We start from the raw sequence: 25562 nt of genomic DNA, 5'->3' as shown, positions 1-25562 counted from the left end.
AACAAAATATTTGTTATTTATGATTTTTCATTCATAGATATTGAATATTAGTAATTCTTTTCGAATCATCGTCATTTGCAATACCAAATTCTAGCGCACTTTTTTCGCCTATAATAACACTATATTGCTTTGCTCTTGTTATTGCTGTATATATTAATTTTTTACTTAATAATTTTTTGGCTTCTGAGAATAAAATTACAATTACAGCCTTGCACTCACTACCTTGATATTTGTGAACACTTGTACAATAGGCTGAATAAGTATTTTCAAAGAAATAGGCTCTTGGTAAGGTAACCACTTTGTCATCACTATCAAATTCAATGGAAATGTGTGATAAAATAGGTTCCTTTTTTGTTGTTGATTTAGCATATATAAATTTCGAAATATAACCTATTTCACCATTAAAAACTTTCAATTTAGAATCATTAACTAGGTTGATAATTTTATCATTAATTGCTAATGTTCTTTCACGATATTTAGCGACTTCAGGTTTTTCTTTATTTCTAAAATAACTAATAAGAGCCTCATTAACTTCATCAATACCAGTTTCATAACGATATATTGGGCTAAGAATAGCTATGTCTTTTTTTGTATAGCCTTGAGCTAATAATTCTTCAATCTTCTTAATTAATTTATTTTTAAGTTCAAGGCGATTTGTTGGATAAAATTCAGAATTTTTTGATTCAAAATCCGGAAATACCCCTTCATTTATTTTTAAAGCATCTTTAACAATATCAAAGTTTCCAGATTGACGATATATATTAGTTAAAATAATAGTTTTAAAAATATTATTCTCAATAAAATCCTTAATTAAGTAACCACTGCCAATGGCCGGCAATTGATCCTTGTCGCCAACCAAGATAATTTTAGCTAATGTATATTTTGATATACCTTTTAAAAGATTATAAAATAAATCCAATGACACCATTGAAAACTCATCAATAATTAAAATACTAATATCAGAGGTTGAATCTTCATTAGTAAAAAATCTGTTACTTTCTTGATCTCAACGCAAAAAACTATGAATAGTTTGGGCCTTCATATTTTCTTGCTTTATATTAATATTAATTGTTGCTCGACCAGTCGGAGTTAAAATTGCTATATCGTTATGATCATATTTTTTAGCTAATTGGTCAATAATTTCATTAGTTATTAATGTTTTACCAGTCCCAGGATTGCCAGTAATTAATACTAAATTCTCAGTTAAAGCTGATCTAATAGCTGTGACTTGTTGTGCATCAAAAATCGATGGAATATTTAAAATATTAGGCTCTTCGTAATTTGATTTCTTTAATATATATGAAAGACGCTTTACAACATATTCTTCTTTATAGATTGTATCGCGAGTAGTATAGTACTCACCATCAATGTATTTTAAAGAAATAAGCAATCTTTTTTCTAATAATTGGGCAACTGTCTCATCAAAATGTTTCTTAATACTATTAAAAATTTCATTATTAAAAATATTACATAGGGTTTTATAAAATTTATCTACTTTAATTCGCGTATTACCAGAATTAAAAAAATATTCTTCCACAAATGCATATAAATAAGTTGCGTTTTTTTGAACTAGCGATGTAGGATTAAATTCAATTGCAATCTTATCAATATCAGATATCTTAATATTTTCATATTCTTCAAGGTCAAAATAAAAATCGTATAAATTATCAAAATACTCATCTAGAAAACTTTTAAGGCTACTAAATTTCTTTAAAATTAACCTGCTTGTTGCCTTTGAAACATTAATCTTAAAAAGGTGTGATATATCAATTAAATATTGAAAGTTATTTTTTATTATTTCCACAAGTCTTTTTCAATCTTCCGCAGTAATACCAAATGTTTGCCCATAAAGCTTTTTATCGTCATAAATTTTTTGAAAAACATCTTCTCCTAAATCTCTTATCAATGTATTAAACTTAACATTTTTTAATTCATTAAATAGCTCTAATTTAAAAACTTGACTTAAATATTCATTTTTTTCCTCAATTAGAAGCTCAGATGTAACTTTTTTAAAAGGGATTTGGGAATCGATCAAATAACTATCATTATATTTTGAAAGGTTATTTTTAATTACGCTTATTTCATATTTTTTTTCGTGAATTTCAATTTTTAATTCGTCAAATAAATGATCATAAAAAGTTATGGTTATTGAATTATAGGAATTTAAGATTATTGGATTTTTTTTATCATTTTCTAAAACTTTAAAAGCCACAATTGCTGTACGCTGATCTCTTGATCTCCATAACACTTTTTCAAATGTTCCAGTTACTATAAAATTCTGTTTAAGCATATCTTTTTAATTGTAGCACAATCATACTTTTTTATGACCTATTTAAGGATATGCAAATTAAAGTTAATAACAACCATACTTTATTAAAAAAGTATAAAATTATTGATAGTTTAATTCAGGGAGTTTAAAATATGATTGACCTAAAATATCTTTTAAAAAATAAGGAAGAAGTAATTAAAAAACTTGCTAACAGAAATTTTGACCATTTAGCACTTGATAAAATTTATGAACTTGGTGACAAAAGAAATTCATTGATTCATAATTTAGAAGGTCTTCAGGCCAAAAGAAATAAACTAAGCGAAGAAATAGGAATCAAAAAAAGAAATAACCAAGATTATAACTTGCTAATGCTAGAAGTAAATGAAGCCAAAAAACAAATTGAATCAATCGAATCTGAAACAAATCAAATTGTCAAAGAAGTAAATAAGTTATTATTACAAATACCTAATATCCCGTATGATGACGTGCCAATAGGTTTAAGCGATGAGGATAATGTTTGCATTGGCGAATATGCTAACCTTGGACGTGGATTAGTTAAAAATGTCTTGCCGCATTATGAAATCGCAACTAAGCTTGATATTGTGGATTTCCAAAGAGCCGTTAAACTTTCAAAATCACGCTTTGCACTTTATAAAAACGATGGGGCTAGATTAATTAGGGCGCTTGAAAATTTCATGTTAGATACACATATAAAAAATGGATATAAAGAAATTATGCCAATGCACCTAGTTAATTCAAATATGCTTTATGGCACAGGACAACTCCCAAAATTTGGCGAAGATCTTTTTAAGGTCGAAAATAGTGACTTATGACTGATACCAACTGCCGAGGTTCCAGTCACCAATTTGCATTACGATGAAATATTAAATCTTGAAAATCCTATCAAATATGTCGCATATACTAAATGCTTTAGATCTGAAGCTGGGAGTGGTGGTAAAGATACAAAAGGCTTAATTAGACAACACGAATTTCACAAAGTTGAACTAGTTAAATTTGTTAAACAAGAAGATGGTTTATTGGAATGACAAAAAACGGTCAATGATGCAAAAAGCATTTTAGAATTACTAGAAATACCTTTTAGAGAGCTTATATTATCAACAGGTGATACGGGATTTGGGTCAGCTAAAACAATTGACCTTGAGTTGTGAATTCCTTCTGAGCAGAGATATCGCGAAACTAGTTCAATTTCAATTTATAAGGATTTTCAAGCAATTAGAGCAAAAATTAGATATAGAACTAAAGAGGGAAAAACTAAATATGCATACACAATAAACGGTTCTGGTTTAGCCATTGATAGAGTTGTTGCTGCTATCTTAGAAAATTATCAAAATGAAGACGGTTCAATAACTGTTCCAAAAGTTTTAGTTCCATATATGAATAAAGAAATAATAAGATAAATAACGTTTAATATTTTAAACAACTAAATGTTATTAAGAAATCAAATTATAAATTCTTTATTATCCTAAAAATGGGGAAGAATAAATATGCAACCAGAGAAAAACGAAAATATTCAAAATGAAAATGTGTTATATGAGGAATCAAAAAATTTGTTAAAAAAACTTAATGAGCCGTTAAATTCCTATGAAGATTTCACTAAAATTTTCTCGATTGAGGAAATAAGTAAGAAACAACATGACGATTTTTGCAAATTATATGACGGGGAAGAAGAATATAACCAAGAATGAGGCCACACATTTTTCTGTTATTACTACTATCTTAGCAAACATAAAATTATTGACTCAATAAAAAGAGATTTCTTCCTAACAAAGTCAGAATCAGAAGAAAAATTATATAGTTTAACTACCTTAGAAATTCTTGACAAATTGCCAAATATGATTCTTTTTTTGGATAGAAAAATTCTTGCTAATAAATATATTTGACTAGACACCAAAATAGGCGAAATTCTATACTCAATGTATGGTGAAACAACATTTGGTTTCTTGGATAAATATTTTGAAACAAATGAAAGAATTACATTTAACCCTTTTTCATACATCATAAATCAAGAAATTTCTAAGCAACTAAAAAAGTTAAGAAATACATATAAACTCGACAAAAAAATATGATCTAAATAAATAAATTAAAATTGTTTAAATTAAAACCGCATGCCTAACGCTGCGGTTTTTTATTAATAAAAATAACTTTTAGAACTCATGTGAAGTAATATTTAAACTATCCACAACAATAAATTTATCACCTTTTTTAGCACCATATTCCTCTAAAACTTGACGTCCAGCATCGTGATTATATTTTATTAAAGATCTTACAGCTTCTGAATGTTTTTCGCAAAATACGCCCGCAGTTACTCCATAACTCCATACAAGTTTGTCGTCACTTACAACACCAATAATATGAGCATTAGGACGATACTTAGCTACCTCTTTTAATAATTTACCACTATGTGATAAAACAATAGCAAACTTATAATCGCCAGGTTGCAATATTGATGCTACTTCATAAGCAATTAGCATTCTTGAATTTTGATCATTAGCAACCTTTTGAATTTGTTTCTCATAGAATAATTCAGTAAAATATTCTTTTTCAGCTCTCTTTGCTATTTTGGCCATTGTTTTAACAGCTTCAACTGGATATTTTCCAGATGCGGATTCACCAGAAAGCATAGTTGCATCAGCACCTAATTCAACAGCGTAATAAACATCAGTAACTTCTGCTCTTGTTGGTAAAGGATTATTTTCCATTGAGTCAAGCATTTGTGTTGCAACGATAACATTCTTTCCTTGAATTCTTGCTGCACGAATAATTTTCTTTTCTCAATATGGAACGTCATAATAAGGTATTTCTAAACCTAAATCACCTCTAGCAATCATAATTCCATCAGATGCTCTAATTATTTCGTCAATATTGTTAATTGCCATTTGAGATTCAATTTTTGAAATTATTTGAATATGTTGTCCGTTATGCTCATCAAGAATTTTTCTTATTTGATTAACCTGCGCTGCATTATTAACAAATGATGCTGCTATATAGTCAACTTTATATTGAGTTCCTCAAATAATATCATTAATATCTTTTTCTGATAAAAATGGTAGAGAGAAATTAACACCCGGAATATTAACTCTTTTATTTGTTTTTAATTTATGAGAATTTATAGTTTCAACAATAACTTCATTAGGTTTTACTTCTTTAACAATAGTTACCAATTTACCATCATCAATCAATACCTTATTACCTTCATTAACATCTAGGTCCATACGATATGAAACGGTAATAGTATTCTCATCTCCAATTAAATTTTCATATGATTTTTTATCTGTTCTAATAGTTAATTTATGTTTAGCAGGAATTAAGCAAACGCCATCTTGCATCTTACCAATTCTGATTTCTGGCCCTTTTGTATCCAACATCAATGAAATTGGTCTATCTATTTCTTTTGATATTTGTCTAGCAATGTCAAACTTTCTTTTATGATCGTCAATTGTACCATGTGAAAAATTTGCTCTAATGGTTGTAACACCAGCTTCAATTAAAGCTTTCATTGTTTCATAACTTTCACTTGAAGGTCCGACTGTAGCGACTATCTTAGTTCTTAGTTCATTAAATTTCATGTTATGCCTTTCGAAATTTTTTATATAATAAAATTTTACTCTTTATTTAAAACTTGTTTTTTTAAATAATGATAAAAATACCAAAATTACTTTCCTTTAAAGATTTTTTAATTTTACATTAGTTAAGATTTGACTGCAATAATAAATTAGCAAGATAAAAAATTATTTTTCTACTAATTTTAAGGGACAAAATATACAAGGTAGATAAAAATCTACACAAAGATGGGAACAAACAAATAAGATTCAATTATTAACTTTTTAAAACACCAAAAACTTATATGCTAAAATCAATTTTGTTTCTATATCTAAAGAATCTTTCTTTGCCAAAAACATATTTTTACAATAAAAATTGCACTTAAAAAACAATATATTTTAATTTTATAAATACAACTATAGTTTGAAAAAATATTTAAAAAACAAAATTTAAAAAATTAGTAATAACATATTAGGTTCTTTTTACTTCATATTATTTAAAAATTAAAATAAATAAATCTTTCTTTAAGAAGCATCAAAAATTTTTTGCACTATAAATAGTAACGTCTATCATTTGATCTTAGTAGTTTCACTGATGATGTAGCATTCTTTAAAAGTTTATTTACTACCTAAAAATCAAAAATGTATGAGGATTTATAGTCTTGGCGCCTTTGATAATGCAATTAAAAATAAGCATTCAACACGGTTAATTGAAAAATAAAAATCGTTTTTATATAACAAAGTTCAATGTAAAGAGAAGCAATTTAATTGTCAAAATTCCCCTTTATTAATTTTTTGTAATCATAATTTTTAAAAACTCATCTAAACTTTAAAAACTAATTATCATTATATAGTTTATGAAGCGTTGCGTTGTTTTCCTTTTAAAAGATGACTATTTGTAATTTCTTAATATCATAATATTAAATTGTTATAAAATTATTTAAGAATTAAAATAAATTTATATTTTAGGAAAAATTTATGGAAATTGGTTTTGATAATAACAAATATATTAATCTTCAATCTGATGAAATTAGGAAGAGAATTGATAAGTTTGGCAATAAATTATATGTTGAATTTGGTGGAAAACTATTCAATGACTTTCATGCCACAAGAGTTTTGCCAGGATTTAAACATGATGCAAAATTACAAATGCTGTTAAAACTTAAAGACGAAGTTGAAATAATGTTAGTGATTGCTGCCCAGGATATAAAAAACAGAAAAATAAGGTCTGACATTAATATTACATATGAAGAGGATATTTTTAGAATTATTAATAAATTTAAAAAATATGACCTTGAGGTTAAAAATGTTGTAATAACACAATATGAAGATTCTATTCAAATCAAGTCCTTTATTCATAGGCTAACTAAACGAAGGATTAATGTTGTTAAGCAATATCATATAAAAAACTATCCCCACGACATTGAACATATTGTATCTGAAAGCGGTTTTGGCAAAAATGACTATGCTATTACTAAAAAAAGAATCATTGTCGTAACGGCACCAGGACCGGGATCTGGGAAATTAAGTGCAATACTTTCACAACTATATCACGACAATAAGAATAATATAAAATCTGGCTATGCTAAGTTTGAAACTTTTCCCATTTGAAATCTACAAGTAAATCATCCTACCAACCTAGCATATGAAGCAGCTACAGTAGATTTAAATGATATAAATATGGTCGACTCATTTCATTGGAACGCATATAAAATCAAAGCAACAAATTACAATCGAGATCTTGAAGCATTTCCAATATTAAATAATTTATTAACAAAAATATACAATACATCACTGTACAAATCGCCAACAGATATGGGTGTTAATATGGCAGGATTTTGTATTACCAACGATCAAGCAGTTACCATAGCCTCTCAAAAAGAAATAGTATGTAGGTATTATCAAACCAAAGTAAATTACCAACAAGATAAATGTCCAAAAGTCTATCTAAATAGATTAAATAAAATAATTAAAAATAACAATATTGACCCTAATATTATAGGATCAATAAAATTTGCAAATGAATACACCAACAAAAATAATTTAGTTTGCTCAGCTATTGAAATAAATTCTGGTCATGTTTTGTTAGGGAAAGAATCTAAGTTATTAAATTCTAATAGTGCTGTAGTTCTAAATGCCTTAAAGTATTTTGCAAAAATTGATTCAACAATTGACGTTCTAAATCCTGATGTCATAGAATTAGTTAAGGATTTAAAACAAAACTTACATTACAATCATCTATCACTTGATGTTAAAGAAACGCTTATGGCCCTTTCAATTAGTGCGCTAACATCTAAAATAGCTAAAAAAGCATATGATCAAATTAATAAACTTGCTGGTTTATATTTACATAGGACCACAATATCAAGCGAATCTGATAAAGAAATTTTAAAAAGTATGGATATATATTTAACCGAACAAGTTGAAGTAATAAAACATTAAGGAGAAATTATGAAATTTAATCGTATATTTTTTATTGTAACAGATGGTTTAGGAATTGGACCTGAGCCTCGTCAAGAAGAATTTGGTGACAAAGGTGCAAATAGCTTATTGCATGCCTCTGAAGCCTTACCACTAGAAATTCCAACATGAAAATCATTAGGTGTTACCGAAGTAGCCAAAATTGCAGGACATAATCAAAAAGTAAAAAAACCGCTTGCATATGTTGCAAAAATACATGAAATATCAAATGGAAAAGATACTCTAACCGGGCACTGAGAAATGATGGGAATTTATACAGAAGTTCCAAACCCTCAATTTACTCAAAAAGGCTTCCCTGATGATTTGGTAGCTGAACTATCAAAAGCATTTGATGGAAGAAAAATTATTGGTAATAGAAACGCTTCTGGTACAGTTATTTTAACTGAACTTGGTCATCAACATATGGAAAAGGGAGATATGATTATTTATACTTCTCCTGACTCGACTTTGCAAATTATTGGTGATGAAAAAACATTAGGTGTTGAAAAACTTACCGAATATGCAAAAAGAGCAAGAAAAATTTGTTCCTCAAAACCAGAATGGAATGTAGCAAGAGTTATATCGAGACCCTTCGTTTATGAAAACGGAAAATTTACAAGAACATTCAACAGACACGACTTTGCAAACAAACCAACAGGTCACATTATTCTTGAGGACTTACAAAAAAAGGGCATTGAGGTTATTGCAATCGGAAAAATTAACGACATTTTTAGTGGTGTTGGCATTGATAAAGTGTACGGCCCTGCTTCTGATGATGAAAATATGGACATTGCTATCAATATCGCTGCATCTTCATCAAAGAATCAATTTATATTTGTGAACTTAGTCCAATTTGATAGCCACTATGGGCACCGAGAAGATCCGATTGGATATAGTCAAAATGTTTCAAGATTAGATATTAAACTAGCAAAACTAATTAATGCTATGAAAAAAGATGACTTATTAATTATGACTTCTGATCATGGCAATGACCCAACCTTTGGACCAGACCATACTAGAGAAGCTCTACCTTTAACAGTTTATTCAAAATCATTCATGCATCCGAAAGTTTTAGGGTCGCTAAGAGGATTAGGAACAGCTGGTAATATTGTTGCTAGAAATTTTGATATTCCTACTGTAGCAACCGGCGATGATATTTTTGATGATTTAATATAACAGCCTATCTGGCTGTTTTTATTTATAAATAAAAATACAAAAATAAAAAAAACTATAAAATTATAAATTGTGAAAAAACTAGAAAAAATTACAACTCAAAAAGAGAATTTTGCAAAGTGATATACCGATGTCATACAAAATGGCGACTTAATGGCTTATGGCTCTTCGAAAGGTTCGATTATATTCAAACCATTATCATTTGGAATTTGAGATAATATTCGCCTTATCCTTGACAAAAAATTTAAGACCTTAGGTGTTCAAAATGTCAATCTACCTCTTTTGATTCCGGAAAATTTATTAGCGAAGGAAAAAAATCATATTGCAGGTTTCAATCCAGAATTAGCAACAATCACTGAAGTTGGTGGAAAGAAACTTAATGAAAAATTCTATATAAGACCAACAAGTGAAGTTTTATTCGGCGATTTCTTTAAAAACGAGGTTGAATCATACAATGATTTACCTTTAATTTACAATCAATGAGTAAATGTCCTTAGATGGGAAAAAACAACAAATCCTTTTTTAAGAACAAGAGAATTTTTATGACAGGAAGGTCATACACTACACTCTAATTCGCAAGAAGCACAGGAATTAACTAAGAAAATGTTGGATGTATACACCAACTTTATTGAAGAATATCTAGCAATACCTGTTGTTAAGGGACAAAAAACCGAGCATGAAAAATTTGCCGGCGCCAATTATACTTTTACTGTTGAAGCAATGATGAAGGATGGCAAAGCATTACAAGCTGGAACAAGTCATTATTTGGGCCAAAATTTCACAAAAGCATTTGATATTACATTCAAAAATAAGGAAAACAAACTCGAAAATGCTTATGGAACATCATGAGGTGTTTCGACAAGATTGCTAGGCGCGTTAATAATGACTCATGGCGATGATAGAGGAATTATTATTCCACCTAAAATTGCTCAAATAAAAGTCGACATTCTTGAATTATTTGCCTCGAAAGATCCGAGAGTAGCACGTGTTGCTGAACAAATTCATGAAAAACTAAATGAATTAAATATAGAATCAAAAATAGATAAAACTAATAAAAGTGCAGGGTATAAGGCTGCCAATTCCGAAATTCATGGTACACCATTAAGAATTGAAATAGGTCCTCGAGATCTAAATGAAAATAAGGTTACACTTGTCAGAAGAGATACACTCGAAAAGATTAGTGTCTTTATTGATGAGGCAATAAATAAAACTCAAATGTTATTGGTTGATATACAAAATAACCTATTAAGTGAAGCAAAAAAGAGATTAACTAACAATATAAGAGTAGCTTCAAACTATACAGAATTCAAGAAACTGATTGAAGATGGGTATTGAGTTATAACTAAATTTAATGGCAACGGCGATGATGAAGATAAAATCAAGGAAGAAACCGGAGCTTCAACACGTTGCATACCTTTTAATGTCAATATATTGCCAGAGTATGAAAATTGTTTCTATACAAACAAAAAAACTGATAAAGTTGTTATTTTTGCTAGAGCATACTAAATGAACGGAGATTAAATATGTACAAGAAATTACTACAAAACGAATTAAACGACGATCACTTGACAGGCAAAGCGATTTTGGCTTTTAGAGCGGTTTGATGTCCACCATGCCAAATGATAGGCCCAGAAATCCAACGTTTAGGCACAGAAAATGAAGGAATTAATGTTTTTGACTTTGATATTGATCAAAATCGTGATTTTGCACGTGAAATGAACGTATCAAGCATACCTTCATTGTTCTTCTATGTTGATGGAAAATTAATTAATACTTCACAAGGATATATGCCTGCTGAAGAATTAATTAAAAAATTTAACAACTAAATAAAATATGATTAATTTTAAACCAAAAGCCTATTTTACAGACTTAGATGGTACATTATTAGATTTACCTAAAACAAAAGAAGGACTAAGTAAAGAAAATTTTGAAATAGTTAAAAGCAAAAACGACTCGGGAATACCTTTCATCATTGCCACTGGACGTTACGCATCAGATTTTGTTCTTAATTTAGCTAAACAAACAAATTCGCCATATGTAATATGTCAAAATGGTGGTTTGATTGTTGATTCAAATGGTGAAACCATATTAAAAAACGAAATTCAAAAAGACACTGTAATGTCTATTGTTGAAATTCTAAAAGAAAAAAAATTATTTTTCATTTTCAATAGTGGTAACACAATCTACGGTACATCCTCTAAACTAAAGTTATTCAGACCTTGAATTAAAAATTTAATTCAAAAAACTTATGATGATATTCCTCATATTACTAATGCCACAAAAATCATTACCTTTGGCGGAAGCAAAAAATATATAAGAATGTTAGCTGAAGAATTGGCCAAGAAATTCAGAAACCTTTCACTTCATATTGTTTCAAAGGGTTATGCGATTGAAATTAATGACATAAACGCAGGAAAAGGAAAAGCAATAGATTATGTCTGCAGACTTCTTGATATCAACCCAATTGAAACTGTACATTTTGGAGACTCAGGTAATGACACTTCAACAATCCCTTATGTAGGGGCATTTATTGCTATGAATAATGCATTAAAAAACATTAAAATTCAAGCCAAATGAGTAGCTGGCTCTTATAAAAAATCTGGGGTTGCTAAGGCTGTAAAAAAGATCGAAGGTAATAATAACTAATTTTATATTTATTAATAAAAACAAAAATAAGGCACAACCTTTTTTAATGTGTTGTACCTTATTTTTTTGATTATTTCTAGCAAACTAATACAATGGTGATATTAAATCCCATGATTTTAAACAATATTTTTAATAAAATCCTCAAAATCTAAATTGTAATGATTTGTTAAATCTAGAATTTTATCTTCAAAATAAATTTCAAGACTGTTTTGTGATTCAAGAAGGGTTTTATCTGTATCGATATCTTTTATAAATGTTTGAAGATAATAATTTGTTATTTCTTTTGTTTTAGTTTCAATATTTAAATCCTTAAATGCATTAGCCAAATCATTTTTAAAATTATTCACTAATTCATCAATTTTTCCAAGCAAATCAATTCTAGTTTTTACGGTTTGATAATTAGCATCAGTCGAAAGGAATTTATCTAATAAAATATTAACAACATCATAATGTGAATTTTTTTCGATTGGATATAATAAAAACTTTTCATAATATTCTTTACCAAGGCTACCGTTTTGAACCTTGTCATTATAAACGTCTATTAATTTATTGGCAGATAATAAAAAGTCAATCAATTGTTTATTAAATGTTTCCTTATTTTCCCATCACAAATCATGTAAATCATAAAATTTTTGCAATTTAGGCATATCAATATTTAAATTATCATCATATAAACCATATCTTTGTATTCTTAACTCTAGTTGTAAATCTGAAAACGCTTTTTCTAGTTCGCCAAAAAACATTGTTTGTGGTGTATAAAGTTTTTGATATTTTTCTTCGATATTTTTTTGGGAGGTTAAAGAATCAGTAAAGTCATGAATAGAATTACTTCTATTAAAATGGGTATATAAAAGTGTTAAAAATCTTTTTAATAAAGGTGTATCAAGATTTTTGACTAATTGTCTGTTAATAATAAATTTTTCATAATTTCAATAAAGCCCTTTGTCGTTATAATCCTTTTCTAGAACTTTTTTTAATTTATCATTAAAAACAAAAACATTTTTAAGTTCGTTAGGATAAAGTGGGGATGGGTCATATGGATTATAATAATGCTGGCTGATTTGTTGTCTGACACCTTGCTCATATCTTTCTATAAATGCTTCGGTATTATAATAATGTCTCAATCCCACTTTTTTAACTTCTTCAACATCTTTTAGATAAATTGGCAATATTTGATTCTTAAAAATATTATTTAAGTATTCTGCCTTATAATAGCCGTCTGAGATTTTGAATTTTTCATCATTAAATTCTGAATTATCATTAAGAAATTTGCTAAATCTATAGTCGCTTTGGTAGTAATCTTTATATTTTTCTTTAAAGTAATTATATTGTTCATTAAGTTCCTTAACATCGTAATTAAGAGCAAAAAATTTTAAGGTTGGTTTATCCTCGCCTTTGTACTTATATTTTAGTAGAATGTATAATTCAGCACTAGGATCGTTAATAATATATTTTTCGTCTTTTAATTGTTTAATGAAATTTTTATCAACAACCTTGATCTCGTTATATTCTAACTCATCCTTATTTGTTATTTTTAAAACCTTAGTATTATCTTTTAAATCTTTAAATAATTCTGGTTGAAATGGAACTTCTTCTTTTAAAACCACACTATTTTGTCTATCCATTGAAGGTTTAGTTTCTTTCGCTGGTAGCACAGTTTCTTTCTTCATTTGATAGGATTGACCTATCCTAATTCCGCCTAGCAAAGCGCCAACAACAACGCCCGTTCCAAAAATAAGCGGAAGTGCAATAGCTAATGCTTTCCTTTTTCTATTTTTTCTTTCTTCTTGCGAAACATTTCCATCTTGCATATATATTCTCCTTTTCATTTTATTAGCAACTTATATTAATATTTGATATTCGAAAATAAAATAACGCTTATTTTTTAAACGAATCTACAAATTTATTCTTTTATTTACTAATAGATTTTTCTATCTAGTTTTTACCGATAGATACGCAAAAATTTTAAATTATTTTTTATGCTTTTTGAAAAAAAAAAAAATAGCGAAAATATAAAAAATAAAATTTTTAAACCTTAAAACTATGCTTTTAAACTTTTTTTAAAATTTAATTCTTGTTTTTTGCATTTTTATAATTTTTCTCTTGTGTAAAATTCTTTTAAATTTTTAAAAAATTCGATTTTTTTCATAATTAATTCCTTTTAATAACAAAAATCTAGACATTAATTTGTCTAGATTTTTAAACTGTATACATCAATATAGGTTTATTTTTTATAAAAAAATTAATATCAAAGTTATTGAAAAAACATTTTTGCTAAAAAACTATTTAAAGCAGCAAAAATTATAATGTCTTACTTAAAAATCCGTGTTCATACTACACATCATTATTTTCTTCTACATTTTTTTGCACTAGCATTTTTTTTATATCAATAGTAATGCTCTATCACAAATATTAGAATCCTGGCGATTGTAAAAAAGCGGTAATATAAATAAGAATAACATAAAAGCGTCTCATTAGGTGGTCACAACCCAAATATAATATTTTTTTCATTAAAACAATTGTTTATGGCATTTTTTAAAATTATTTTGAGCAATAACAAATTCTTTATTTTGCTCAATATTTATCATTAACCCCCACTAATATATTGATTATCTATAAAAATAAATCAATGATAAGGCTAAAAACTTCTTGATTTTTTAGTTTTTTGAATTTGCTTGCACTACTAAAATAACTTACAAACTTATTAACATTTTGAATTACTCTTATTCTTTTTTAAAAAAACATAAATCAATTTTTTTATATTTTCCAACCTAAATCGTAATGCGTCAATAAATTACTATTTTTATTTTGCCTACGGAAATAATCGTATGTTGTTGCTCCACCTACAAAAGCGGCTACAAGGTATTCATTTCCTTTAACTTCTTGATGAGTTCTTGCATTATCTAATAAAGCAGCAACGGAAAAAATTCCATCTTTATTTGGATTTTCCTTAAATTTTGCAAAGCCAAATCCTGCAATAGTATCTACAGTTGCATATAAATCCTCTATACTTGTAAGTTTTTTATCTTTTTTAGCTAAACTAATTGCCTGATCAATTAAATTATGGTAATTGTCTAGCGGAAATTGATTTCATTTATGATTTTTAACATAAATGTCATTATATATTGGCCTTCATTGCGTAGCGGCGCTGAATATATCATTAGTGTCCTGCTGATTAAAATATCCAGTTTGATCGTTGCTAATTTGCACTCACATATGTGCAAATTGCGCTAGTGTTCTATCCGAACTATTTGATTCTGTATATGTATAATTATTTTGATACTTTGTTTCGCCGTTATTTTTAAATCCTTTAATAAAATCCTTTTCTTTAAATTTATTAATTAAATTAATATATTTAGGATTTAAAGATTTTTTTGCTTTACTAATAAGAATTTCGCCTATGAACTCAAGTGAATTGAGCACACTGTAAAGACGCTTTGATTCATAGTATCTGCTAAAAATAAATTCACGCTCAATTTGTTCTTCTTGTTGTACGTTAGAAGCTCTTTCAATCTTTTGTTTAAATTCCTTTATATATTGTTCTTCAGGAGCATTAAGAATTTGCTTCTTATTTTTTTCTGGATCAGAATTGCTTGTTTTTAACTGTTTTAATCTAGTTTCAACCCTTTGTACAATTAATTCTTTTCTAGCATTTGATATAATATTTTCTAATTTAGTTAAGGAATCAGCATCATCTAACATACCGTTATATTTTGATTTTGAATCATTACTTTTTAGTTTACTAATCATTGTTTTTAAATCACTTAGTTTTCTTTGATATGATCTTAGCTCAGGAATAATAACATTTTCAATTGTATTTTTATCAGGAGCTAATTGAACTCTTTGGTTAAAGATATTTAATACTGATTTAGGTATTCCGCTTTTATCAATTATTAAATAATCAATATATCCATGATATAAAGGAATTGTATAATCATTAAATTTCTTTAACTCCGCTGCACTATTAAATGTTCTTGCATCATTAACTAACTCTTCATATCGTTTAATTCCATTAAGAACATTTTTGCTTAGTAAGCCCTTGTTGTCTCTTATATATTTTTCAAGATTCTCAGAACTACTTCAAAATCTCGTCAACTCTCTTTTGTACTCTCGAAGATCATTTCTAATTTCTTCTAGCTGTGCTGCATCGCCTGCAGATGCAATCTTTTTAATATAAGCTTTTTCTACTAATAAATCGGTTTTAAATGAATCTTTTAGCAATCTAACCACTTCATTTGCCTTTTCTACAAATTGATTTAATTTATCAATATCATTTTCTTTTGTTATACCCAACTTATCCTTATAAGATTCACGAAGCTTAGACAATTCTTCATTTACTTGTTGACTATGAACTAATTCATTACCGCTTCCAACATCAGATGATTGTAAATCCGTAATTCTATTAATCTTTTCTAAAACCTGGTCAAATTTATTTATTTTAGCAAGTAATAATCTTAATTTTTCTGATGTATCAGCTTTTGAAAATTCTTCATTTCAAACGGATGTTTTGGTTTCTACATCAATATTTTGAATTTTAGTCTTAATATTATTAACCAATTCATTGAGATTATTTAGTTCGCTTTCCAATGCTTGCACTTCTTGATGATTATTAATTTTAGTACTTATTTTTGTAAAACTATTAACCAAAATATTTTTTAAGTTATTCTTTGAATTCAAGGAGTTTGCTTGATTATGGTTATCATTAGGTAAAGCTAATTTATCAATGAAATTATTGTAATTTGCCTTAACTGCTTCAATATAAATTAAAGCAACTTGTTGCATCCTATTTTCGTCTGGAAAGCCATTTATAGCATCGATTCTTTCTATAAACACTTTTTTAGAATCACCTAAATGTTTGAAAGTGTTGATATGATTTTTAGCTAATACTTTCATTGTTAGCAATAATTGTTTTTCCAATTCACTAACCGTATGGTCAGAAGATTTTGGGTGAGTTCTATTAAATCTTGCTGCAAGATTCGTTTTATTTTGTGCTTCAAAATATTTTTCTAACACTTGCTTATAATAAGCAACTTTTTGACTTCAATCATCTGGAAAAGCAGTCTTTACTTGGAGTATAGTTGTTGCTTTATTTAATTCAGTTTTGATTGCTTGTTTTGCAAATGCATTATTTTCACTATATTGTAATAAATCAACTTGCGGAGCCTTTTTGTTAATCTCATCATTAAGTTCGCTTAATTCAATTGCTTTATTTATAAATTGATCAATTGTATTTAAATTATCAACACCTACACTTAATACATTAATTGAATGTTGCGCCTCACTACTATTCTTATTTGGATAAGGAATATTATTAATAATTAATTTTAATTTACTCTTAAATTCAGATTTAATTTCATTTATCAAAGAGTTAGCTTCATCACCGTCTTGGATAGCGTCAAGTTTTTTATTATATTGATCAAACCTTGTAGCATCTTTGTTATTAAGATTTTTATAGGCTTCAACTAACTCCTTAGATTCGTTATACTTAATTTTAAAATCATTAATTTGAACTATTATGTTTTGCATTGTTTGGATATCTAAAGCATTTGAAATTGTTTTATTAAATGTCGTTTTGTTACTATCCTTAGCAAATAAAGAAAGAATGTCTTTGGCAGTTTTCACTTTTTCATTAAATTGCTTAGCCTCATTTGTTAACCTAGTTATTTCAGCATGATAATTTAAATAATTTATTCCTGCTTGTCTAAGTAAGATTATATATTTATTTTGTTGATTGATATTTAGAAAAATCAATTGCTTTACTTGTGCAATTGCTTTTGCTCTTGCAATTTCAACTTCAATTTCATTTGCCAGTTGCGACGAAGTATCTGCTTCTTGCAATTTATCTAATCTCGTTTCAAAATCTCTAAGCTTAATTTCTTCTTTCTCATTTAGTGACTTATATTCGTTAAGTTTTAAAGTAGCATTGCTAAATTGATTTCTAAATTGTTCTATCTTATTCAACACATTTTGAATATTGCTTGCATTATTTGCATTTTCAATTTCCATCATTAATTTAGCTCTATTCCCAACCTTTCCAATTTGGGCTAGTTTATTTCTTGATTCAAGTACTTTTTGATTAAATATTTTAGCATCATTAACTTGGAGCTCAATTTGTTGCTTCGTAGTTGCTTTAAGAATTTCATCCCTATAATACTTATGAGCAGCCTGAGTTAGATTATCTTTGGCAATCAATAAATAATCAATAACACTATGATATAAAGGAACCACCTGTTCAATTATGCTCTGCAATTCATTTGGATTAGTTTGAGTTCTTATATGTTTAATGAATTCATCAAATGTTTTGAATTTTGTGCCGTCAATTATTCTTTCATTATCGGGCTTGGCAGCGTTTTCTAAAAGTTTGTCTCTATGATCAAAAATATAAAAACCGATATATGGGGATGTCTTTTTTCAAAATACATCCATTTTATTTTTAACTTCAGATGCATTATTCATTATGGTCTCAATTGAACCTACGCCAATAGCCTCTTTGATTTGCTTTAAAAACACTGACATCATTAATGTATCTCTTTTTACAAATAACATTTTTAGCTTATCATATGCGGCCTTTACTTCACTAACAATAGATTTTAACTGCATTATTTCAGATTGATTATTAGCGCTAAAAATGTAGTTTAATAATTTTTCTCTTAAACTTACTATGTTTTGATTTACATCTAAAACATCTTCCGCCTTGCTACCGTAACTAATGTCAAATTCATTTTTTTCGAGATCAATAATGGATAAAATATCTCTTTGTAGTTCAACATACCACTTGATCTTATTTTTAAGTTCCTTTAGTTTTTCTAAGTTATCTGCTCTTGAAAACAAATCATTGTAGAACATTTTTTTAGTAATATCTGTTATCAAATTTATCAGGCTATTTAAGTCATCAACCTGCTCTTTATATTTCTTTAATTTATCATGCAAAATTGTGACTTCTTCATTGACCAAAATAACTTGATTTATCTTAAACGAATCAACTAATTGAGTTTTAATTGTTGCTTTTGATTGGGCGGAATTACTATCTTGTGGATAAGCAAGATTTTGAATAAATTCAATCGCATCATCAGCAATAGCTTTATTAATAATTTGATGCGGTTTTTCAAAAATATCTTGATCTATAGCAAAAATTATACCATCAACTAAGATATCATTAATTTGCTTATGCAATTGTTGTTTTTTGCCTTCATCAGCTACTAATAAACTATCAATTTTAATCTTTGCTTGTTTTTTAAATTCGGTTATTAATAGTTGACAAAATTCTTGCAAACTCAAACCTTCGCTATCACTTGCGTTCTTTTGAGGATATGTATGACTTAATTTATTGGTTACAAAATAAGAATTAATACCAAAGTACTTCTCAGCCAATTTCTTGAGTGTTTTAATATGCTGAGGTCAACTTTTAGGAAGAATTTGTTCTAATTTGGCAACTGAGGTTGCAGAATCAAAACCTTCCAAAATTTTAACTAGTGCATGCGAATTGCTTTCGCTATATTCAATGGTTTTTGCTAATTCTATCAATTCTTTGAGCTTAGTATCAAATGTTTGTATCTCTTGCTTCTTTATTGTAACTTCACTATTGTTATTTAAAGCTTGAACTTCATCCTTAATTTTTTTAATTGACTTAGCAACAAAATCATTATTTTTCTTAGGATAAGAAACCCGATCAATTAACTTAAATGTTTCTTCTTTTTTATTTTGTAACTTTGCAGATTCAACTACTAAATTAATGTCAATATCATTAGTTTTTTTATCTATTTCACTTTTATAGTCTTCTTTTTGTTTGACAGATAAATCAACTAAATTATCAATGACATCAGCTGCTTTGGCCCTAAGTAATTCTAATCTAATGTTCTCAAGATTTTTTATGTCAGTAACACCGTTAATTAACTTATTTATTTTATCTTTCCGAAAGGCATCTACAATCAGTGAAACCTCATTATTTATTGTGGTTATTTCATTTTTTAATAAATCTAAAATATCGTTAATAGGATACAAGCCCTCTTCGCTCTGAACAGAATCAATTTTTGCATTAAATAAATTTCTTGAATTCTGTGAAGTCACATCATTAATAGGATAAGGTATTTTTTGAATCTTTTGCTTGGAATTTTGTTTTTGAGCTTCAAATATTTTTGCATTAATATCAGTTAACTCTTGTTGTAAATCCAAACTATTTCCAGATATCTTTTGGGTTATTTCTTGTTTTTTATTTTCTTTAACTAGATTATCTAAATCAGTTAATCCATCAATTAATTTATAGGCGGTTTCACGTTTTGCATTATATATATTTAGTTTTAAAACCTCTTCTTCTTGCTCGTTGGTTAGAGAACTCAATTCATCAAGTAATTTTGCCTGATTTTCAACTGAAATAGGATACTTAATGCCTTCAATTAATTCCTTATATTTTTCTATCTTGATTTTTAAATCATTATTAGCTAATTTATTTATTTGGTCTTTATTAATTGACTCATCTAATTTATCATTTAATTTCTTCTTAGCCAAACTAGGTTCCATTGGATAAGAAAGAGAATTTATTCTATTTTTAGCGTTATTAATGGCTACTTCTAGTTCGCTAAGTTCCTTTAATTTTAAGTAATAACTATTTTCATTTATTATATTGCTTAGTTGTGATTTTAAAATAATTTTAGCTTTGGCGTTACTTAAAGGATAAGGTAATTTGTCAATCTTAGCAATAAGATCAATTTTGTAGGCTTCATTCAAAACCGCAACCATTTCATTGTATGATTTGTTATCTAATTTTTTGATTAATTCAGAAGATTTTGTTGTCTTGTCAAGATTAGATAAAGCTTTAATTTTTTGTATTATTTCTTGTTTATCTTCTTGTAATGCTTGATTAATTTTTTTGTTAAATATTTCAAATTTATTTGATTCATCAGCCTTATTGAATTCTATATTTAAATTATCTAAATGCTTAGGATTTATTTTTTCCAAAATTCCTTTAGAATTAAAAATATTTTTCTCAATATCTTCCAGTTCTCGTGCTCATTTATTATTTAATAAATTTGTATCATTAGACATAGTACTAAAATCAACTTCAATCTTTTTAATAATTGAAGTAATTGCTTCAGATTGTTCTGATTTAACTGATGGGTATTCTAATCCTTTAGCTTTTTCAATTAAATTTTGTTTCCGAGATTGACGATATTGAGACTCATTTTCATTTTTTGCTGCATTAATGTTTTTCAACAAATTATCAAAGTTATTTCCATCAACAGATCTATTTAATTCCTCCTTTAAAGCTTGTTTTCTTTGCGCTATATTATTTTTTAATGGGCTTTTATCTAAACTATCAATTGCTTCCTTTGCCTTTTTAATTTTTTCTGGAATTGATTTAATTAGATTTTCTAGTACTTCAATTTCATTACTATTTTTAGCTAAATCAATCTTCGAATTCAATATGATAGTTGCAGGGGCTGGCTGAGGAGTATCCTTATAATAATCAAGTTCTAAAATTTGTTTTTTTAACTTATATTTAGCAATCTCGACCTCAACTTTTTCAAGATCACTTTTATTAATTATTGTGGTAATTAACTTTTTAAGTTCAAATTTAACATTATTTACATCAATAACATCTTGCAAACTTAAAGAATCAATTAAGTCTCTAGCCTTATGAAGTTCGGCAACAAAATCTTTAGTTTGCTCCTTAATTTGATTATAAGAATTATCATCAATAACTATTTGATCAATAACATTATCGAATTGGGCTTTTGTTGTATTAAAATTATTTTTAATCGATACATCTGAATTACTATCATTAACATAGTCGCTCATTGAAATTAGTTTCTTAATTTCTTCTTTTTTATCTTTTAACCTTGCCTCATTGACTATCTTTTTTATATTTTCATAGTCATCATTAGCCTCTATTCTAGCATTAAATGCACTAACTAATTCTTGGCTTAAATTGGTTAACTTAGTTATTTCTGCCTTCGCCTCGACCACATCGCTAGCATGTGCATTAGCAATCTTTTTAATTAATTCATTAAATTCTTGATCGGTGTAAGAATCTCTTAATTTGTTTCAAAGTTCTAATTGATTCTTTTTTGATATTTTATTAATAGCTTGTTTACTTGATTCAATGTTAATTGTTATATTAATAATTTTGTTATCTATTTCAATAATTTTTTCAGAAATTCCAACACCATTCGAATCAGTATAATAACTTTTAATCTTGGAAATAGCTGGGGCATCATTGCTTCCGATGTTAAAAACGCCATCGCTTTTTGGATATGGGAGAGATTCCACCTTATTATCAAGCGCTAATTTATTTGATTGGTTATCAAGTGCATTTTGAACCAAAGTATTTAAATTGTCAAATTCTTCATCTGTATTTGCTTCATCAAATTTTTCTTTTATTTCATTAGAAATTACTAGCAAATTAGATAGTTTTGTATTAACAATAGCAATATTTCTTTTTATTTTTTCGATTATAGATTGGTAATTGATTACTTGTTGCAAATCTTGTAAGGCTTCAATTTGAGAAATTATTTCAAGAACTGCTGGGGCTTTATCCTTATGCGGATATTCAAATTTCTTGACCTCGTTAATTAATTTATTTTTTTGATTTTGCAACTTAGCGTTTATTACTACTTTTTGAATTTCATCATATGTTTTAAAAGTACTATCATTTATTTTTTCTTTAAACTCTTTGGATTGATCAGATGTCAATAAATTAAGTTTTTCTATTTCGGCAATTGCCTCATTTTTATCCTCATTTTTAGCATCTTGAATTATTCTTTTAAGTTCATCAAATTCATTATTATTTGGAGGTAAAAAATTAGAGTTATCAAGTTTATTGTTTAAACGTGCCTGTTTTTGCGGATTTACTTTTTTAATATCATCCTTATAGCGATTTATTTTATCAGCTAAACTATTAATTATTGAAGCTATATTTTTAATTTTTTCTAATTTTTGATTTTGACCTAATGTAGAATCATTTTCAATATTATTTATCTCATTAATCATTTCTTTTATTGCAGGAGCATCTTTACCAGAAGGATAAGGAAGCCTATTAATCTCAGATTTAATAATTTCAATCTCATCCCCAGCTTCCAAGGCAATAATAAGCTCTGAGTCAACAATAATTTTCTTTATTTCATCCAATGCAATATCTAAGGCTTTATTAATTTTCTTAACTAAATCATTTTGTTTTTCGCGTTGGCCAACATCTTTAATTTTATTGTTAATCAAATATGCTTTGATTTTTTCTAGTATAACATTTAGCTGATAAATATTCGCAGCTTCATTTATTTCATCATTTATAGAGTCGCTTAATTGCATACTAAAACTTAATGAGCCAAGTTCATTTATTAGATGCTTTTTCATATCATTAAATAATTTCAATGCTTCAATTTCGATATTTTTATACTCATCCTGCGTAGTATTTTCAGCATTAATTTTCTCTTTAAAAACATGATATTGTGAAGAATTATATGATTTTGAAACATTCATTAATGCTTCATTCTTTGCCTTTTCTAATATAGATTGGGCCTCGGTTATAATGTTACGTAGGTCATTTTCAGTGCTTGATTTATTAGCAATTATGGATTCGAAATTAGACTTTTTGTCACTTTGTGCAAGACGCATAACTATTTCTGAAGCAACTTTTCTCAAATCTTCTGTATTTGCTAATAATGCATCAATATCTTTTTCTATCTTTTTGATTTCATTCTCTGTTTCTGCTTTAATTAATTCACTATTAAATTTATCCCTTGTTGTTGAATTTTCTATTTTATCGGCCTTATGTTGAACACGATCCTTAAAATCCTTAATATAAGTATTTATTTGATTAATAACATCAAAAATTTGTGAAGGATTATGAATTTCGGTATTTAATTTTTGTTCTATAGCAGTCTTGAAATTTGAAATATTTAGTTTTTTAATCAAATCCTTAGCTTCTACTTGCAAAATAAAAAGAGCTATTGTATCGTTTACTTCAACCATAACTTCATCTAAATTTTTATTGTCTAAATTGTTTACCTTATTAACTAATTCTTCGATCATAGGAGATAAAATTGAACTATCATTAATTTTCTGTATCAAGGAACTATTAATTATTTTGATAAAATCAGCTTTATTTTCAAACTCTAAAGCCTGAAAGAATTTATCTTTAATATCAGTTATTTGTTTAAGATCAAAATTATCACTTTTTAACAAGGCTCCATACATTTTTTTTATATATTGATCGGATACTCTTGATAACAAAAATTGAGCTTCATTTTTATTAATTTTCTTTGCTCTATCAAATGTATTAAACACTTTTTCAAAAAATATTTCATTTTCTACGATCTTAATTAAGGCTTCAATTTCATTTTGATTTATTGCCTTATTTTGCTTGTTATAAAAATAGCTTTTCGTTCTTGTAACAATCAATTTTGATACAAGGTCCAAAAGTTTTTTCTTTTTATCATTCAATATTTTTTCAATCTTGTTATTGATATCGTTAAGCTGTTCAATTGTCGTTGAATCCTTTGCTTTTTTAACCAAATTATTTCTTTCTAATCCGTAAGATAGTGCTGAAAGATTATCCAGTGTGGCTATTTTTTGTTTAATAAGTTCGATGTAATTTAATGATTTTGTATCCTTGATTTTATTAATTAAGTCTGCCTTTTCTTCGCTACTCAAATTAGAATTTTTCGTTATTTCCTTAATTAAATCTTCCTTAATTTTTTCAAACGTTCCCCGCTCACCACGTTTAGCAAGATATAACAAAATATTAGATTTTAGTCTAGCTAAATCTTCATTATTTGCTACTTTATCTAGTTCTATATAAAATTCTTTAGCTTTATTTTTATCGATTAGAACAACCTTCTTAATTAACAAAATAATTTCATTTTCATATTTTATAAAGTCCACAACTTCTTTCTTTGTGTAGATTTTTTGTTCTAATGAATTAATTTCATCTGCTTTATTTTTTTCAATATTTTTAAGAGATTTCGAAATTATGTTATCAGCAAGATTTTTTATTTCTTCTATATCCTTTTTGTTTTCTGCTATTACCTTATTAATCAGTAAAGCAATCTTTTCTTGATTTTGTTTTGTATACTTATTGAAATAAGCATTTTTTAGAAATGCTTGCACTTCAATTTTAAGAGAGCTATCATTATATAAAGAATCGGATTGTTTTTTTAATATATCCTTTAAGTAAAAATAGTTTTGTTTTAAATCCAATTGATTTTTTAAATGCGAATCCAAAAGAATATATGTTCACGTCCCAGCAGTCATTAATGTTGCCGATCCAGCCATTGCATATAATACATTACGTCTTTTTTTATTCAAATTTTTAGCCATATATCACCTCTATAATATACTAAGTATTATATATATATATATTGCTTAGATAAAAACTTTTTTATGATAAAAATCAACAAAAACAACAAAAAACATATTTTTTGGTTTTTATTCTTTTTATGAACATTTTATTATTTATATAG

General features: G+C 27.2%; 11 protein-coding genes. 7 read left to right on the top strand and 4 right to left on the bottom strand.

What is annotated here, in order from left to right; translation table 4 throughout:
* Positions 1 to 13: 13 nt before the first annotated feature.
* Entirely contained in the window at positions 14 to 2290 is a 2277-nt protein-coding gene (locus tag ACSH4Z_RS03140) for an ATP-dependent DNA helicase (RefSeq protein ID WP_438340537.1), read from the bottom strand.
* 131 nt (positions 2291 to 2421) lie between these two features.
* Here ACSH4Z_RS03140 and serS point away from each other — a divergent pair, with 131 nt between their 5' ends.
* On the top strand, positions 2422 to 3687 hold the full coding sequence (gene serS / locus ACSH4Z_RS03135) for a serine--tRNA ligase (RefSeq protein WP_438340536.1): 1266 nt from the start codon (positions 2422 to 2424) through the stop codon (positions 3685 to 3687).
* A gap of 87 nt (positions 3688 to 3774) precedes the next feature.
* Positions 3775 to 4365 carry a hypothetical protein gene (locus ACSH4Z_RS03130; RefSeq protein WP_438340535.1) on the top strand — a complete coding sequence of 197 codons (591 nt, stop codon included), beginning with the start codon at positions 3775 to 3777 and terminating at the stop codon, positions 4363 to 4365.
* Between the two features lie 69 nt (positions 4366 to 4434).
* On the opposite strand, the gene pyk is transcribed toward ACSH4Z_RS03130, so the two are convergent.
* The gene (pyk, locus tag ACSH4Z_RS03125) at positions 4435 to 5856 is read right to left on the bottom strand and encodes a pyruvate kinase (protein WP_438340534.1); all 1422 of its coding nucleotides are present in this window, start codon (positions 5854 to 5856) and stop codon (positions 4435 to 4437) included.
* Between the two features lie 951 nt (positions 5857 to 6807).
* On the opposite strand from pyk, the gene ACSH4Z_RS03120 reads away from it, so the two are divergent.
* The 5 genes from ACSH4Z_RS03120 to ACSH4Z_RS03100 all read left to right on the top strand — a co-directional run bounded on the left by ACSH4Z_RS03120 (position 6808) and on the right by ACSH4Z_RS03100 (position 12108).
* Positions 6808 to 8271, top strand: coding sequence for a DUF1846 domain-containing protein (locus ACSH4Z_RS03120; protein WP_438340533.1), 1464 nt, complete (start codon positions 6808 to 6810; stop codon positions 8269 to 8271).
* A gap of 9 nt (positions 8272 to 8280) precedes the next feature.
* The gene (locus ACSH4Z_RS03115; protein WP_438340532.1) at positions 8281 to 9465 is read left to right on the top strand and encodes a phosphopentomutase; all 1185 of its coding nucleotides are present in this window, start codon (positions 8281 to 8283) and stop codon (positions 9463 to 9465) included.
* Between the two features lie 69 nt (positions 9466 to 9534).
* A complete protein-coding gene (gene proS, locus ACSH4Z_RS03110) occupies positions 9535 to 10968 on the top strand; it encodes a proline--tRNA ligase (RefSeq protein ID WP_438340531.1) in 1434 nt (477 codons plus the stop codon).
* Positions 10969 to 10985: 17 nt separating this feature from the next.
* Positions 10986 to 11288, top strand: a complete 303-nt coding sequence (locus ACSH4Z_RS03105; RefSeq protein ID WP_438340530.1) for a thioredoxin family protein — start codon at positions 10986 to 10988, stop codon at positions 11286 to 11288.
* Between the two features lie 7 nt (positions 11289 to 11295).
* Positions 11296 to 12108 carry an HAD family hydrolase gene (locus ACSH4Z_RS03100; protein WP_438340529.1) on the top strand — a complete coding sequence of 271 codons (813 nt, stop codon included), beginning with the start codon at positions 11296 to 11298 and terminating at the stop codon, positions 12106 to 12108.
* Positions 12109 to 12224: 116 nt separating this feature from the next.
* On the opposite strand, the gene ACSH4Z_RS03095 is transcribed toward ACSH4Z_RS03100, so the two are convergent.
* Together ACSH4Z_RS03095 and ACSH4Z_RS03090 are read right to left on the bottom strand one after the other, a co-directional pair.
* Entirely contained in the window at positions 12225 to 13919 is a 1695-nt protein-coding gene (locus ACSH4Z_RS03095; RefSeq protein WP_438340528.1) for a hypothetical protein, read from the bottom strand.
* 946 nt (positions 13920 to 14865) lie between these two features.
* Positions 14866 to 25419 carry a hypothetical protein gene (locus ACSH4Z_RS03090; protein ID WP_438340527.1) on the bottom strand — a complete coding sequence of 3518 codons (10554 nt, stop codon included), beginning with the start codon at positions 25417 to 25419 and terminating at the stop codon, positions 14866 to 14868.
* Between the last annotated feature and the right edge of the window lie 143 nt (positions 25420 to 25562).

The organism is Mycoplasma sp. 125 (assembly GCF_051549845.1).
In the GTDB taxonomy this organism is placed as follows: domain Bacteria; phylum Bacillota_I; class Bacilli_A; order Mycoplasmatales; family Metamycoplasmataceae; genus Metamycoplasma.
Note: the sequence above shows the minus strand (reverse complement) of the source record. Positions and strands in the feature narration are given on the sequence as shown.